10 protein-coding genes and 1 pseudogene are annotated in these 14,911 nt (G+C 38.7%); 8 read left to right on the plus strand and 3 right to left on the minus strand.

Features of this window, described 5'->3' with window-relative positions; all coding sequences use genetic code 11:
- Positions 1–9 precede the first annotated feature (9 nt).
- From I6E70_RS13645 to I6E70_RS13670, 6 genes and pseudogenes are all read left to right on the plus strand, one after another.
- On the plus strand, positions 10–363 hold the full coding sequence (locus tag I6E70_RS13645; RefSeq protein ID WP_197188926.1) for a CidA/LrgA family protein: 354 nt from the start codon (positions 10–12) through the stop codon (positions 361–363).
- On the plus strand, positions 356–1,099 hold the full coding sequence (locus I6E70_RS13650) for an LrgB family protein (RefSeq protein ID WP_197188927.1): 744 nt from the start codon (positions 356–358) through the stop codon (positions 1,097–1,099). The genes I6E70_RS13645 and I6E70_RS13650 overlap by 8 nt, the downstream gene beginning before the upstream one ends.
- 38 nt (positions 1,100–1,137) lie before the next feature.
- Positions 1,138–1,974 carry a mechanosensitive ion channel family protein gene (locus tag I6E70_RS13655; RefSeq protein WP_002958733.1) on the plus strand — a complete coding sequence of 279 codons (837 nt, stop codon included), beginning with the start codon at positions 1,138–1,140 and terminating at the stop codon, positions 1,972–1,974.
- A gap of 167 nt (positions 1,975–2,141) precedes the next feature.
- Positions 2,142–5,326: pseudogene (locus I6E70_RS13660) on the plus strand (nSTAND1 domain-containing NTPase).
- Between the two features lie 16 nt (positions 5,327–5,342).
- On the plus strand, positions 5,343–5,720 hold the full coding sequence (locus I6E70_RS13665; protein ID WP_197188928.1) for a DP-EP family protein: 378 nt from the start codon (positions 5,343–5,345) through the stop codon (positions 5,718–5,720).
- A 205-nt stretch (positions 5,721–5,925) separates the two neighbouring features.
- Positions 5,926–6,915, plus strand: a complete 990-nt coding sequence (locus I6E70_RS13670) for a sensor domain-containing diguanylate cyclase (RefSeq protein WP_197188929.1) — start codon at positions 5,926–5,928, stop codon at positions 6,913–6,915.
- Between the two features lie 78 nt (positions 6,916–6,993).
- Here I6E70_RS13670 and I6E70_RS13675 read toward each other — a convergent pair whose 3' ends face one another.
- A complete protein-coding gene (locus I6E70_RS13675) occupies positions 6,994–7,476 on the minus strand; it encodes a winged helix-turn-helix transcriptional regulator (RefSeq protein WP_024598591.1) in 483 nt (160 codons plus the stop codon).
- A gap of 169 nt (positions 7,477–7,645) precedes the next feature.
- Here I6E70_RS13675 and putA point away from each other — a divergent pair, with 169 nt between their 5' ends.
- Both putA and I6E70_RS13685 read left to right on the plus strand, forming a co-directional pair.
- Positions 7,646–11,449: a bifunctional proline dehydrogenase/L-glutamate gamma-semialdehyde dehydrogenase PutA gene (gene putA, locus I6E70_RS13680; RefSeq protein WP_010553201.1), complete on the plus strand. Its 3,804-nt coding sequence runs from the start codon at positions 7,646–7,648 to the stop codon at positions 11,447–11,449.
- A 117-nt stretch (positions 11,450–11,566) separates the two neighbouring features.
- A complete protein-coding gene (locus tag I6E70_RS13685; protein WP_197188930.1) occupies positions 11,567–12,760 on the plus strand; it encodes an HD-GYP domain-containing protein in 1,194 nt (397 codons plus the stop codon).
- 53 nt (positions 12,761–12,813) lie between these two features.
- On the opposite strand, the gene I6E70_RS13690 is transcribed toward I6E70_RS13685, so the two are convergent.
- Both I6E70_RS13690 and I6E70_RS13695 read right to left on the minus strand, forming a co-directional pair.
- Positions 12,814–13,851, minus strand: coding sequence for a general secretion pathway protein GspB (locus I6E70_RS13690; RefSeq protein ID WP_197188931.1), 1,038 nt, complete (start codon positions 13,849–13,851; stop codon positions 12,814–12,816).
- 11 nt (positions 13,852–13,862) lie between these two features.
- On the minus strand, positions 13,863–14,780 hold the full coding sequence (locus tag I6E70_RS13695) for an ExeA family protein (protein WP_024592309.1): 918 nt from the start codon (positions 14,778–14,780) through the stop codon (positions 13,863–13,865).
- Positions 14,781–14,911: the final 131 nt, after the last annotated feature.

Here is a 14,911-nt window from a genome sequence, read left to right on the forward strand (position 1 = left end):
GCCACTTTGATGAAATATCTGCTCAGTAGCGCTATTATTTTACTATGTTTAGCCTGCGCTAAACTCATTATGCACTTTATTGGTGGAAGCTTTCCTGCACCGTTACTCGCTATGGTTATTTTATTAGTTTTACTCTTGTCGGGTATTGTAAAAGAGCAACATGTAAAACCATGCGCCTCCCCTATTTTAAATATTATGCCTATCTTTTTCATTCCTGCGGGTGTGGGATTTATTGAACATCTCGGCCTTATAAGGTCGCACTGGGCATTTTTAGCCTCAGTTGTGGTGCTAGTCCCTATAACTACCTTGTTGCTTGTTAGCAGTGTAATTGCGTACTTTAAGGGAAGAGAAAATAATGACTGATTTTACTTTTTCCGCTATTTCAGAGCTACAGCCTAATTTATGGTGGCTAAGTATTCCTTTTATTATTGTATTGTTTTTAGCACTAAGAGCCGTAAACCAAAGTATAAAAAACAGCGTATTTAAATCGCTCACTAACCCCGTATTTTTAAGTATTAGTATTATCGCTTTATTACTAATTGACCTAAATCTGCCTTATGCGCAATTTGCCTCGCACAGCAAATTACTAAGCTGGTTATTAGAGCCCGCGATTGTAGCTTTAGCACTTCCTTTATATCAGCAGTTTACACACGTACGAAAAAATCTATTACTCATAGTCGCAACATGTAGCTTAGGTATTGTTAACGCAACCGTTGTGGCATTTTTGCTAAGCATATTATTTAATGCGCCTGCGCAGCTAAGTGCATCTGTTGCCGCACTCAGTGTCACAACCCCAATATCTTTAATTGTTACTGACTCATTAGGGGGGATTAGCTCTCTTGCTGCGGCTTTAGTTATTTTTATTGGTTTACTAGGCGCTTTATTTGGCTTTATGCTTTTTAAACTCATTAATATTTTTAATCACGAATCTCAAGGTGTTGCAATGGGCACAGCTTGTCATGCAATTGGGACTGCTGCTGCTATTGCTGAGCATCCAAAAGTAGGCGCTTACTCCTCAGTTGCAATGGCGCTAAGTGCTTTATTAACAGCAATTATAGTGCCGCTGTTATATCCATTTTTAGTCAACATTTTGCTATAGTTGGAAAAATACAACATAGCCCTAACATAGAGCGCTTTATGATCAGTTCTGAAATCGAACAGTTTGAAAAATATTACACCATGCTTACTGAGTATATGGTTACCTACAGTATGCAAATTGTTGGCGCTATTTTTATCGTCCTCATTGGTTTGTGGATAGCACAAAAGCTTGCCAAATTTGTAGCCGCGTTAATGACCCGTCATAACGTTGACATTACGCTTACTAACTTTGTCAGTAGCGTGGTAAAAGTACTGCTAATTGTAATGGTTATAATTATTGCACTTGGCAAAATAGGTATCAGCGTTACGCCATTTGTAGCAGCCATTGGTGCTGCATCTTTAGGTGCTGGTTTAGCGCTGCAAGGAATGCTTTCTAACTATGGTGCGGGCCTTGCCATTATAGCCACTCGACCTTTTGTTGTTGGTGATACTATTGAAGTTAAAAATGTAAGCGGCCAAGTTAAAACAATTGAGCTTGGCTACACTATTTTAATCAATGAAGAAAAAGTAGAAATCACCATTCCAAATAAGCATATAGTAGGTGAAATACTTCATAACTCATTTAGTTACTCATTGGTCAAAGGTGAAATAGACATAGCCTATAGTGCTTGCTCTGATAATGCGATTAGCCTTATTGAAGACGTACTTAAAGCACACGAATTAGTCGCACAAAATCCGTTATCACAAGTGGGTATTGAACGCTTTGCCGATAGCGGTGTTACAATAAGCTACCGATATTGGGTACCTACCACTAAAATTATTGAAACCAAGCTGGCTATTAATGGCGGTGTTTATAAAGCAATTAATAACGCTGATATTGAAATCCCATTCCCTCAACGCGTCATTACAATTAACAAAGCCGATTTAGAAAGCTAATTTATTTTTATATTGAGCTTGCATATCTGCAAGCTCATTCTTTCCTATCCCCTCTCCTCAGAATAAACTCAAATAGTTGTGTTATAGATTTATTTGCCATATAAATAGTGTTAATAAATACCAATACGCACTTAATTTTAATAATAAAAAAACAATAATGAGTAATTATGATGCGCAACCCCTTCTACCTAGGCGATTGGCAAGTAACACCTTCAACTAACTCAATTCAGCTCACTGGTAAAGCCAAACAGTTAGAGCCCAAAGCGATGGATGTTTTATTGCATTTGTGTCAACAAAATGGCGACATTGTAAGCAGCGATGAATTGCTCGATAAATGCTGGAAAAATACTGATATTGGCGATAATCCTTTACATAAAACTATCACTCAGTTAAGAAAAGCGCTCGGTGATAAAGCCAATGAACCACATTATATTGAGACTATCCGTAAACGTGGCTACCGCATTATTGCAAAATTATCTTTTCCATTAGCTGATCCTATCCCAAGCACTAAAAGTACATGGCAAGGAGGATCCCCTTTTTTAGGCCTGCGTGCATATGACCCAAATGATACCCACGTTTTTTTTGGCCGCACCCAATCCATAGCTACCCTGCTGGAAAGGATATCTAGCCAGGTAAATTACGGTCGTGCTTTTTGCTTAATACTTGGCCCTAGCGGTACAGGTAAATCCTCGCTTGTTAATGCTGGAATTTTACCAAAACTGCTAGATGAGCGAGGCTATAATGGCATCGGGGTTATTTCCTACACCCAGATCGACTTTGCAGATGTTCATAAAAATAGACTTTTTTTAGATTTAGCTTCTGCATTACTTGATTGGGATATAAATGCCCAGCCTGTGTTTGAAGGATTAAGCGCGCAAACACTGGCAGAGCAACTAGAACTGGCAATCGATGGCGTAATCAACGCCATACAAATTGCACTTAGCAAAGCCTCTACACAACTTAAAACACCACAGCCATTTTTTATCGGTTATTGAGCGCTTAGCAACCTCTAAAACTGTGATTGTATTTAGTGCGTGTCGTAACGACTTTTACCCTTTAGTGGTTGAACAACCAAGTCTAATGGCAGGCAAAGCTCATGGCGCCCACTACGATTTAACACCGCCAAACCGCCAAGAGCTCCAACAAATTATTCGCCTGCCAGCGCTAACCGCTAATTTAACGTTCTCCAATGACCCACAAACCCAAACACCACTGGATGAAATATTGTGCGCCGATACAGCTAATAACCCCGATGCATTACCCATGCTGCAATACACATTGCAAGAGCTGTACTTGCAGCGCAGTGATAGTAACGAGCTACTGCACAGTGTTTACACAAAACTCGGGGGTATTGAGGGCGCCATAGGCAAAAAAGCAGAAGATATATTTATTGACCTTAGTAATGAGCAACAGCAGCAACTAAAAAGCGTATTATCACAACTGATCACTTTAAACCCAGATGGTAAAACCATTACGAGCCGCGCTGCCCGCTGGCAAATATTAACGAACACAAGCCAAAAAGAGCTTGTGCAAGCCATGGTCGATAGCCGTTTATTTGTATCGCATTTACAAAACCAAGAAGCCTGCTTTAGCCTTGCTCACGAGGCATTATTACGTCAATGGCCGCGCGCAAAACAATGGATTAATGACCATAAAGATGCCTTAGCAATAAAAAGTCGTTTACAACACCAAGCGCAAAATTGGATAGATGAAGGTAAAAGTAGTGCTTACCTCCTAGCGCCAGGTAAACCGCTACAAGAAGCGCAGCTATTACTTAACGACAAACTGTTTAAATTAGATGATAACGAGCACGCTCTTATCAAAAGCTCTATTAAAAAAACAAAAGCAAAAATAAGAGTAAAACGAGTGACCGTTGCTTTATTGTGCTTACTTACATTCACCGCGTTATTAATGAGCTTTACTAGTTTTAAGGCCCAGCAACATGCGCAAAAAAAACAGCTTGAGGCCGAAAGCTTACTGGGGTTTATGGTGGGTGACTTTGCCGACAAACTGCGTAGCGTAAAGCGTATGGACTTACTTGATGGTATTAGTAATAAAGCACTTGAATATTTTACAAATCAAACAGACGAATCAGGTTCACTCTTTAGCTTTAGCGATGATAAAGCACAATTTAACAACCGTTTCCAGTACGCACAAACCCTCGAAGCAATGGGTGAAGTAGCTTATTCACGGGGTAAAACCGATGAAGCCTTTACCGCCTTTGAAAACGCCCGCACCCGCCTTGAGGCATTATTAAAAATACAGCCTAACAATATAGAATTACTAACGCTTGCGGGTGCCAATGCCTTTTGGTTAGGCCAGCTTCATTATGATAAAAGTGATTACGCTGCCACTGAGCCATTATTTAAAAAGTACCATATATATAGCGAAACCATGTATTCATTAGCAGCGAATGATTTTAATTCCATTATGGAGTTGTCGTATTCACATAATTCGCGGGGATCTTTGTATTTAAAACAATTTAATTATAAAGCGGCAAAACAGAGCTTTACCGAATCACTTACTCTTAAAAACGAAGCGCTTGTGCTAAAGCCCAACAATAAAAACTTATTGCGTGATAAAGCAGATACCCTTAGTTGGCTTGCAAAAACTGAAGGTATGCTTGGTAACTTCAACACTGCAGTGTATATATTGGACAATGCAGTTGCTGTGGTCAAAAAGGTGGCTAATCACTACCCTGATGACGCGAGTCTTTTTTATATGTCAGCAAATATATATGCAACAAGGCTATTTACTAAGCTATTTACCTGATAAAAAAATGGCCTATTTAAAAGCTCGCTTTGCGAATGAAAATATAAATGAGGCTTTAAAGCAAGATCCAGAAAATAATGAATTTCAACATATGTATTATCGCTCTTTAGCGCAATTAATAATGTTGTCTTATGACAAAAAAGTAGATTCAAGAATAGGAAAAATTATTAGCTTCTTAAAATCACAAGGTTTTAATAGTATCAATTCTATTAATACACAAATTAGTCTGGCTCGCTATTTTATTGACAGAAACTTCCCTCTTAAAGCGCAAGAGTTATTAACAACCCTTGAGAATGATGGCGAATATAAACGTTACATAACCAATAAAATGAAGAATAGAGATAACTTAGCTCCCATAAATATAAACCTGCTCAAAGCTAAATTAGCTTCGACCAGCGAACAGCGAGAGCAATTTTGCGTAAATGCGCTTAAAGCTATTACTCAAACAGTAAAAATAAACCAAAGTATTCACGTAAAGTACCCGCAGGTACAAGCATATACCTGCTTAAACCGAGCAAACGAAATACCAGCAATAACAGCAAGCCTGATAAAACTAGGCATTACTGACTTTAAACTATAAATACAAAGGAAATAACATGAATACCACCTTAGAAAAAGTCGATTTTCAAGTACATATTGAGTTTAACGATAAAAAAGAGGCCGTTTTTAGCTATACAGAAAATGGTAAAGCCGTTGACGGCGGCGATACAGTAAGAGCCGAAACTGCAGGTACTTACACTTTAACTCCTGTAACAGTTGGGCTAGGCTTTTTTTTCACGGGGGCTACAATTACTAATAAAATCGGAACATGTGCCCAAGATTTCAGTTATGAACTTAGTGATAACCGCCAAGCAATCACCGTCACCGATACAGCAAAAAACTCAGGCACTGCATGTTTAATATTTAACGTTGAGTGTAATGATAAACCTTATTCAAGCCCTGACCCACAAGTTATAAATAAAGACAAAAATTAATTATTGATTTTAAATTGCACAAGCATAATTTCCCCTGTGCAATTTATTTATAACCTAACTACCTTTTAGCTAAGCATTGACACACTTCAATAAAAACAAATAAAATCAACAAATTAAAAAAGAAGGTTACCGAAAGGTTTAAAAAACATAAATTAAATAAACTGCTAGACATAAAGTTTCATTAACAATAAAAATGAGCAACACCATGTCTAACAATAATGAAAATAGCAGAGCAAACAACACCGACAACGCTGTATCTGCATTAATCAGCAGCATTTCTAATACCGTTAACAATGAAAAAATAAGCGCAATTATTAATGTCACTAATGTCATGGCCGATGCTATTTTTATTGTTAATGCAGATGGAGTGTTTGAATCAGTAAATCCCGTTGCAGCTCGTTTTTTTAATGTTACGTCTGACTCATTAATAGGTAAAAAATGGCAAGATTGTTTACAAGAACAGTATCGCGATGACTATCAATACATGTTTGAAAGTTGGAAAAACAACTATCAAACACCACTCAATCATGGTCCGAAAGAAGTTAAAATAAGAAAAAACAATGGTAACTGTTTAGATGTTGAGTTATCTATATCATGTTTACCCGAATCGCTAGTCTCAAGTACCCCACTTTTTATTTGTATAATGCATGATATTTCAAAGCACGTTAAAAAATATAAAGTACTGGAAAACGTAGCCAGACTTGATCATCTCACTGGTATTGCTAATCGCTGTACTTTAGAAAAAACCATCATTAAAAATTGGCAAGAGTGCATAGTTAACAAGCAGCCTCTTAGCTTTATACTTATTGATATTGATTACTTTAAATTATTTAACGATAACTTTGGCCATGTAAAAGGTGATAAGTGCCTTCAAAAAGTCGCTAGTACAATTGAAGAGTGCTTACCATCTAAAGACAGTTTAGTAGCACGCTATGGTGGTGAGGAGTTTGCTGTTGTGCTGCCTCGTTCGCACATTTCAAATGCACAAATGATTGCTAAGCGTATTCAAGAAAAAATACTCAACATTAATTTTAGAGATCTCGGTTTACCTGCGAATGTAAAAATAAGTGTAAGTCAGGGTTTAGCATGTGAATACGATAATCAGTACAGAACATCTGAGGCATTAATATGCGCGGCTGATACGGCTTTATATAGAGCGAAGTCGGAAGGTCGTAATAAATTATGTATAAGGTGATGTACTAACTATTTGGTATAGCCTTTATCTACTAAAATAAAAAACCGCAATTGCGGTTTTTTATTACTTAAGAAAAGCTTAAACGTCGATTAGCAGCCCTTCGTCTTTTTTAATCTTTTCGATCACCATATAAGTATGATGAGTGCCCACGCCGGGAATATCGACTAAGTCGCCAAGAACTTGTCTATATTCTTCCATATTAGACACGCGGATTTTTAATAAATAATCATAACCGCCTGCCACCATGTCGCATTCAACGACTTGTTGTATTCTTAGTATATGCTCTCTAAATACCTTAAATACTGCTGTATTTGAAGCAACAAGCGACACTTGAACATGTGCTACTAAGCTTTGATTAAGCTTTGCTTCGCTAAGCTTAGCGTAGTAGCCTTCGATATAGCCTTCTTGCTCTAATCGTTTTACACGATCAAGACACGGGCTTGCACTCAAATTAACCTGTTTTGCGAGGTTAACATTTGAAATTCTGCCGTTCTTTTGCAGAACGTCTAGTATGGCTAAATCAATACGATCTAGCATGCGTAATCTATTTGGAATTGTCATAACAGAATTTTATGCGGATAAGTTAAATTTATGCCCTGTAAATTATCGTAAAACGCGAAATTTAACCAGCATATTCTGCTGAAATTTAATTAGAATGCACTCACAATATCACTGGTAATTTATTGGTAATTAATTTTACTTTAATTCTTAACACTCCTGAGGGTTGCTTATGTTATTCAACGGCGATTTAACAACGATTTGTCCTATTAGACAAAGAATCCGTGACTTCTACCGCATAGATGAAAATGCGGTTATTGATCATATTTTACCGCTTGCAGAAGTAGGCGTAAAAGCACGAAGTCGTGCCTGGGAAAGAGCCCGCCAGATTGTTTTAAACATTCGTAAAGAGCAAGATGGGCAAGGCGGTGTTGATGCGCTTTTAAATGAATTTTCACTCTCTAGTGAAGAAGGCGTTGTATTAATGTGTTTGGCCGAAGCGCTGCTTCGCGTACCAGACAAAGCAACTCAAGATGTACTGATTCGTGACAAGTTAGCGAAAGGTGATTGGAGCTCTCATTTGGGCAGCAGCGATTCTTTATTCGTAAACGCGTCTTCTTGGGGATTATTAGTTACCGGTAAAATGGTTAACTACACAGACAAAACGAAAGAACAACAGTTCGGCATGCTTAAAAAGACCATTGGTCGTTTAGGTGAGCCAGTTATTCGTAAGTCTGTAAATTTTGCTATGAAAATTATGGGTAAGCAATTCGTTATGGGTCGTACCATTGACGAAGCAATTGAACGTGCTGCCGATACAGAGCAAAAAGGTTATGTATATTCTTACGATATGCTAGGCGAAGGCGCGCGCACAATGAAAGATGCGAAGCGTTACTTTGACAGCTACATGAATGCTATACACTCGATTGGTAAAGCGGCAAATGGTCGTGGTCCAATTAAGAGCCCTGGTATTTCAGTTAAGCTTTCTGCTATTCATCCACGTTATGAGTTCACTCATAAAGACCGTGTGATGGAAGAAATTGTACCAAAGTTAAAAGAGCTTGCGCTTGCTGCTAAGAAATACGATATCGGCTTTACCGTTGATGCTGAAGAAGCTGACCGTTTAGATATTTCATTAGATGTAATTGAAGCGGTATTTAGTGATGAAGATCTTGGTGATTGGCAAGGATTTGGCTTAGCAGTTCAAGCGTACCAAAAACGCGCTATTTTTGTAATTGAATGGCTAACAGACCTTGCAACCCGTGTTGGTCGTAAAATGATGGTACGTTTAGTTAAGGGCGCGTACTGGGATACTGAAATCAAAACCACACAACAAGATGGTTTAGAGCATTTCCCTGTATTTACTCGTAAAGCAACAACCGATGTTTCTTACAAAGCATGTGCAATTAAAATGCTTGAAGCGCGCGACGTACTTTATCCACAATTTGCTACACATAACGCTTACACTGCCGCGACTATTTTAGAAGTAGCGAAAGGCGATAACACAGGTTTTGAATTTCAACGTTTGCACGGTATGGGTGAATCATTATTCGACCAAATCGTTAACGAAGAAAAAATTCAATGCCGTGTATATGCCCCAGTTGGTCAACACGAAGACCTACTTGCTTACCTTGTTCGTCGTTTGTTAGAAAATGGTGCTAACTCATCATTTGTGAACGCGATTGTAGATACAACAAAACCTGTTGAATCATTACTACCAGACCCTGTAGAAACATTGCAAGGCTTGCGTAATAAGTACAATACGCAAATAAAAATGCCAATTGATTTATACGGTGAAGAACGTGCTAACTCTAAAGGCATGGATTTAACCGATATTAATGTTATTACCCCTTTCAAAGAGAATCTTGAAACATGGTTTAACGAGCACTTAATTGAGCAAAGCCAAGTACCAGAAGGCTCATTGGCTGTTAAAAACCCAGCAAATCACAAAGAAATCATCGGCCACGTTAAGTTACAAACTGGCGAAGAGATGAAAGTATTACTGGCTAACGCTGAAGCGGCACTTGAATCATGGTCACAAACACCAGTAAAAGAGCGTGCTAATTTACTGCGCCGCGTTGCTGACATTTTAGAGCGTCATCATGATGAACTAGTCGCTATCTGTATTAAAGAAGCGGGTAAAGTAGCGCAAGATGGTATTGATGAAGTGCGTGAAGCGGTTGATTTTTGTCGTTACTACGCAGCGCGCGCTGAAGAGTTATCTAAAGATGAGCGTTTTGAAGCCCGTGGCGTTATTTTATGTATTAGCCCGTGGAACTTCCCGCTTGCAATATTCTTAGGTCAAGTTGCTGCTGCGATTGTTACAGGTAACACTGTAATTGCTAAGCCTGCTGAGCAAACAAGTTTAATCGCCCTTCGTGCCATTGAACTAATGCTATCTGTTGGTTTACCTGAGCACGTTGTTCAACCGGTTATCGCTCGCGGCTCAGAAGTAGGTAAAACAATTGTTCCTGATGAGCGCATTCAAGCGGTTATGTTTACAGGTTCTACTGAAACAGGCACATTAATTTCTCAAACACTTGCTGCACGTAACGATATTCAAGTACCGTTAATTGCAGAAACAGGTGGCCAAAACTGTATGATTGTTGACTCAACGGCGCTTCCTGAGCAAGTAGTTGACGATGTGATCAGTTCTGGTTTTCAAAGTGCTGGCCAACGTTGTTCTGCTCTTCGTGTTTTATTCATTCAAGATGACGTAGCTGATGGCATTATCGAAATGCTTAAAGGTGCTCTAGCTGAGTTACACATTGGCGACCCATCGTTACTATCAACTGATGTTGGTCCGGTAATTGATGAAAAAGCACTTAAAAACTTAAATGAACACGTTGAGTACTTAAAAGGTAATTCTATACTTCATTACGAATGTAAAATTCCTGATAATACTCAAAATGGCGCATACTTTTTTGCTCCTCGTTTATACGAAATTAAAGACTTATCAGTACTTAAACGTGAAGTATTTGGCCCATGTGTTCATATTGTTCGCTTTAAATCGAATGAACTTGATGATGTGATGGATCAAATAAATAACACGGGCTATGGTCTGACAATGGGTGTTCATTCACGTATTGAAGAGCGCTGTGAGTACCTTGCTAAAATGTCACGTGCGGGTAATGTTTACATTAACCGAAACATGATTGGTGCCATTGTTGGTGTGCAACCGTTTGGTGGCCGTGGTTTATCAGGTACTGGCCCTAAAGCCGGTGGCCCTAACTACCTACAACGTTTAGTAAAAGAAAAAGCATCACCAGATAACGTACAAATGACTAACCTAACGCCTGACGAGCTTGATTTACACCACTACAGCGGTGCGAATGAGCAAGTTAAAAAGCTAATGGCCAACTCAATGCGCGATGAAAAAATCTGGCGTGCAACACCACTAAACGACCGTGTTTCGGCTGTACGTCAGTTGCTTGCTAAAATCGCGACGGTAGAAATTATCGACGATTTAGCAGACGACTTAGCATTAACATTATCAGAAGCACGTGCACAACTTAACCGCCTTGAAAAGCACATGCGTAAGTTTACTACCCTGCCTGGGCCAACGGGTGAGTCTAATACACTTCATCTAGAAGCACGTGGTTGTGTAGTGTGTTATGCAGATAAGAGCACATCATTTAACTTCTGGGCATTGTCTATCATCACTGCTATTGCCGCAGGTAATACGGTAATTACTGTAGCGTCTGAGCTGTTTTATGATGAAGCCGTTGCCTTTAAAGATAAATTTATCTCTACAGGTGTTGCAGAAGGTGTTTTCCAAGTAGCTAAACCTAACCAGTTACAAGCTATTTTGGCGCACCCTCATTTAGCCGGTGCGGTAGTTGCTGCTCGCTCGTCTCGCTTGGGCTACTTTAGCCAACAGCTTGCACAGCGTAAAGGTGCTATTTTACCGGTAATTAGCTCTGAGTATTACGATACATTAATCAAACGTCTTATTACTGAAAAAACAATCAGTATTGATACAACAGCATCAGGTGGTAACACATCACTAATGACGCTTGTTGAAGATGATGAATAATTAAGCTAATGCTTTTTAACTAAAAAATAAAAAAGGCACTGAAAAGTGCCTTTTTTATTAGGTAGTAACGTATATATTTGTTAGCTTAATGAAAGATTAACAATAGAAGTAATAAATTTGAAAATAATTCCTGTTGGTCAGTTACTGCCTGGTATGTTTGTGCAAAGCGTTACTAGACAAACTGGCAGTATTAAAATTAAAAATCAAGGCTGGGTTAAAACTCAGGCTGGTATTAATAACCTAATAAAAGCAGGTATTTTAGAAGTAGAAATCGACCCTGATAAAACCCTCATTGACTCAGTCCCTGAAAAAGCTCCTATTGCTGTACCTGCAACAAGAATAAAGCGTGACCCTTGGCAAAAAACACACAGTGCCGAACAAGAAATGGGAAAGGCAAAAAAACTGTATGACGAAGCTAAAACACTGCAAATAAAAGCATTTAAAGATATTAAAGCAGGCCGCGATATAGATATTGCACCATTCAAAGAGCTGGCAAGTGGCTTTATGGACTCTGTTTTTAGAAACCAAGATGCCCTAGCCTGCCTTACCCAAATGCGCCAAAAAGATGCTTACCTACTTGAGCACTCTATTAATGTATCGATATTAATGGGGATTTTCGCTAAGCATTTAGGTATAGAAAAAAACATTATCGTTGAACTGACTACCGGCGCACTTTTACACGACATTGGTAAGATAAAAATCCCTGATGAAATACTCAATAAGCCGGGTCGCTTTACCGATGATGAATTTAAAATAATGAAAATGCACTCGCTTTTCAGTAAAGAAATATTAGAAGAAGCCGGCTTAACGGGTGTTGCGGTTGATATTGCAGGTATGCATCATGAAAGGCTTGATGGTAAAGGCTATCCGTTTGGTAAAAAGGGCGATGAAATAGGTCAGTACGTACGTATGGCATCAATTGTAGATGTGTACGATGCACTTACCGCAGAACGTGTTTACAAAGCAGGCATGGAGCCAATAAAAGCGTTTAAAATACTAAAAGACGGATGCCCAGATAGCTTCGATCCCGTGCTGCTTAATAAGTTTATTCAATGTATTGGTATTCATCCGGTAGGAACGCTCGTCAGATTATCGAGTCAAAAAGTTGGTTTAGTGACCGAGAGTAATCCCAGTACACCACTAAAGCCTATCGTTAAAACATTTTACAGCGCTAAACATAGTCGCTATACAGAGATAAAAGATATCGATTTATCTAATAAAAAAACCTTAGATACCCTTGAATCAGCGGTGAAACCTAAAGAATATAATATTGATTTAGAACGCTTTTATAAAAACTCAATATTACCCTAAGTAATATTGAGAGCTCAACATTCTACCGAGCTCTCAACATAATAGCTAAACGTTTACTGCGGCCAGTCTTGCAAAGCCTTTAAGCTAAACTCATAACCATCAAAATCAAGTACACTTTGCTCAGGTGTAATCTCTCTTACAGTTAAAGCACCTATGCTCTCTCCTTCATGTAACTCTCGGCCATTTAGCTTGATCCAACGTTTGTCAGCACTCGATGAATAAATATGTGCTTGATATTTAATACTAGGCAACATTGATTGCAAACCATCTGGTAGTAATTCTACAGGCTCAACACGTGATGACGTTTTTGATGCATGGGTAACTTCATAATCCTGATTTTTTTCGACGTCTTGTATAGCTTGCGCAAACGCATTTTTAAGTGTTGTAGGCACCTGTTCAAGCTCAGGATCGCTCATCTGTTGAGATTGGTTGTTACCATTAATTGGCTTACCTAGCACTTTATATTTACTCATATCTAGTTGAGCTGATGCTGTATTTTGACTTTGCCCAAATACCGAAGCGTTCTGTGTATTATTTGGATTGTAATTATTTTGTGGATTAAATACTGGCTGATTATAATTTTGAACTGGCATTACTTGTTGCACGTTCTGCTGATTATAACCCGTTGCGCTCGTGACCGGACTCGATGGCATAGGAATATATTGCCCATTAGGCGTTAATAACATTTGCTGTACACCATTAGGTGTTTGCACATGTACAAGTTGTCCTTCAATCGTTGCAGTATTATTTGGAGCTATTTTAGCGGGTTCTAACTTAGCTATTTGCTGCTTTTCAACTGCGGCATCTACCTCTTTAACTTGTTCTTTAGGTGACGATTTTTCGCTTTCAACCACCTTAATTACAGCGGGTTCCGATGTGTTTAATAAAGTAGTACCTTGAAACCACTTACCAGTAGTAAACCCACCAGCTACCGCAATAAAAGCAGCTAAGCTTGTACCAAATACTAACGCTAATCGTCTATAACGCTTTAGTGCTTGCTGTTGCTTTAACTGCTCTGATTGTAAGTCGTATTGCTCAGCACTCATATCTGATTGCTGCGACTGCTTTAGCGCATCTAATAAATAAGACATAACTTACCTAACTATAAAATAAATGAAAGCCCAATGCCTACGGCAAATAAAGCAACGAATGCAAGGCTATATGGTACAAATGACGTTGCTTTGTTGGCCTCATTAACTGGCGCTACAAAATCCATGGGTAATGACTCATGTGCTGATTTTTTTATTATATCGCTATCAACTATCAACTGCTGCTTTGCAAAAGTGCCTACCAAAGCTCGCTCACATACCAAGTTCATTAATCGTGGCACACCACCGGTTAATTGATGAACAGCTTGCATGGCATCCATCGAAAAAATTCCTTTATCACATCCTGCAACATGTAACCGATGCTTTATGTAAGCAACTGTTTGGCCTTGCGTAAGTGGTAATAAATGGTAACGAGCTGTTATTCTCTGGGCGAGTTGCCTTAATTCATTGCGCTTTAAAAGCTCTTGTAGCTCAGGTTGACCAACCAATACTATTTGTAATAATTTTTTATGATCGGTTTCTATATTTGTTAGCAAGCGTAATTGTTCAAGCACATTAGGGGCAAGTAACTGCGCTTCATCAATTATAAGTATGGTGTGCCCACCCGATTTATTATTGGTCTCTAAGTGCTTTTTTATAATATCGGTAAGACTTTTAAGCGTCGCATTATTAGCATCGTAACTAATGTTGAGCTCATCACAAATACTAGCCAATAACTCTAGCTCTGAAAGTGCTGGGTTATGGATCATCGCTACTTGCGTGTTTTCAGGTAACTGCTCTAACATACTGCGGGTAATTGTAGTTTTACCAGTACCCACTTCGCCTGTTAATAATACAAAACCACCGTCTTCACCTAATCCATAGGTAAGGTGTGCTAAGGCTTCTTTATGTCGTTCACTTAAAAATAAGTAATGAGGGTTGGGCGAAATTGAAAAAGGTTTTTCATTCAGGCCAAAATAGCTTAAATACACCGTGATGTTCCTTCGTAATTAAATCACGGCCTATAATGGCAAAAAAACGCACTAACTGACAACGTTGTAAGCGCTTTATTATTGAAATAACGTAAATTTATGTAAAACAAAAAAATGCAGCGGTTTTAAGG

This window comes from Pseudoalteromonas sp. NGC95 (assembly GCF_015864705.1).
Classification (GTDB): Bacteria; Pseudomonadota; Gammaproteobacteria; order Enterobacterales; family Alteromonadaceae; genus Pseudoalteromonas; species Pseudoalteromonas arctica.

What these genes read in the sequence shown, in the direction of transcription:
- I6E70_RS13655 (WP_002958733.1), top strand. Translation starts at nt 1,138, where the DNA reads ATGATCAGTTCTGAAATCGAACAGTTTGAAAAATATTACACCATGCTT.
- I6E70_RS13675 (WP_024598591.1), bottom strand. Translation starts at nt 7,476, where the DNA reads ATGACAATTCCAAATAGATTACGCATGCTAGATCGTATTGATTTAGCC.
- I6E70_RS13690 (WP_197188931.1), bottom strand. Translation starts at nt 13,851, where the DNA reads ATGTCTTATTTATTAGATGCGCTAAAGCAGTCGCAGCAATCAGATATG.
- I6E70_RS13665 (WP_197188928.1), top strand. Translation starts at nt 5,343, where the DNA reads ATGAATACCACCTTAGAAAAAGTCGATTTTCAAGTACATATTGAGTTT.
- I6E70_RS13650 (WP_197188927.1), top strand. Translation starts at nt 356, where the DNA reads ATGACTGATTTTACTTTTTCCGCTATTTCAGAGCTACAGCCTAATTTA.
- putA (WP_010553201.1), top strand. Translation starts at nt 7,646, where the DNA reads ATGTTATTCAACGGCGATTTAACAACGATTTGTCCTATTAGACAAAGA.
- I6E70_RS13670 (WP_197188929.1), top strand. Translation starts at nt 5,926, where the DNA reads ATGTCTAACAATAATGAAAATAGCAGAGCAAACAACACCGACAACGCT.
- I6E70_RS13645 (WP_197188926.1), top strand. Translation starts at nt 10, where the DNA reads ATGAAATATCTGCTCAGTAGCGCTATTATTTTACTATGTTTAGCCTGC.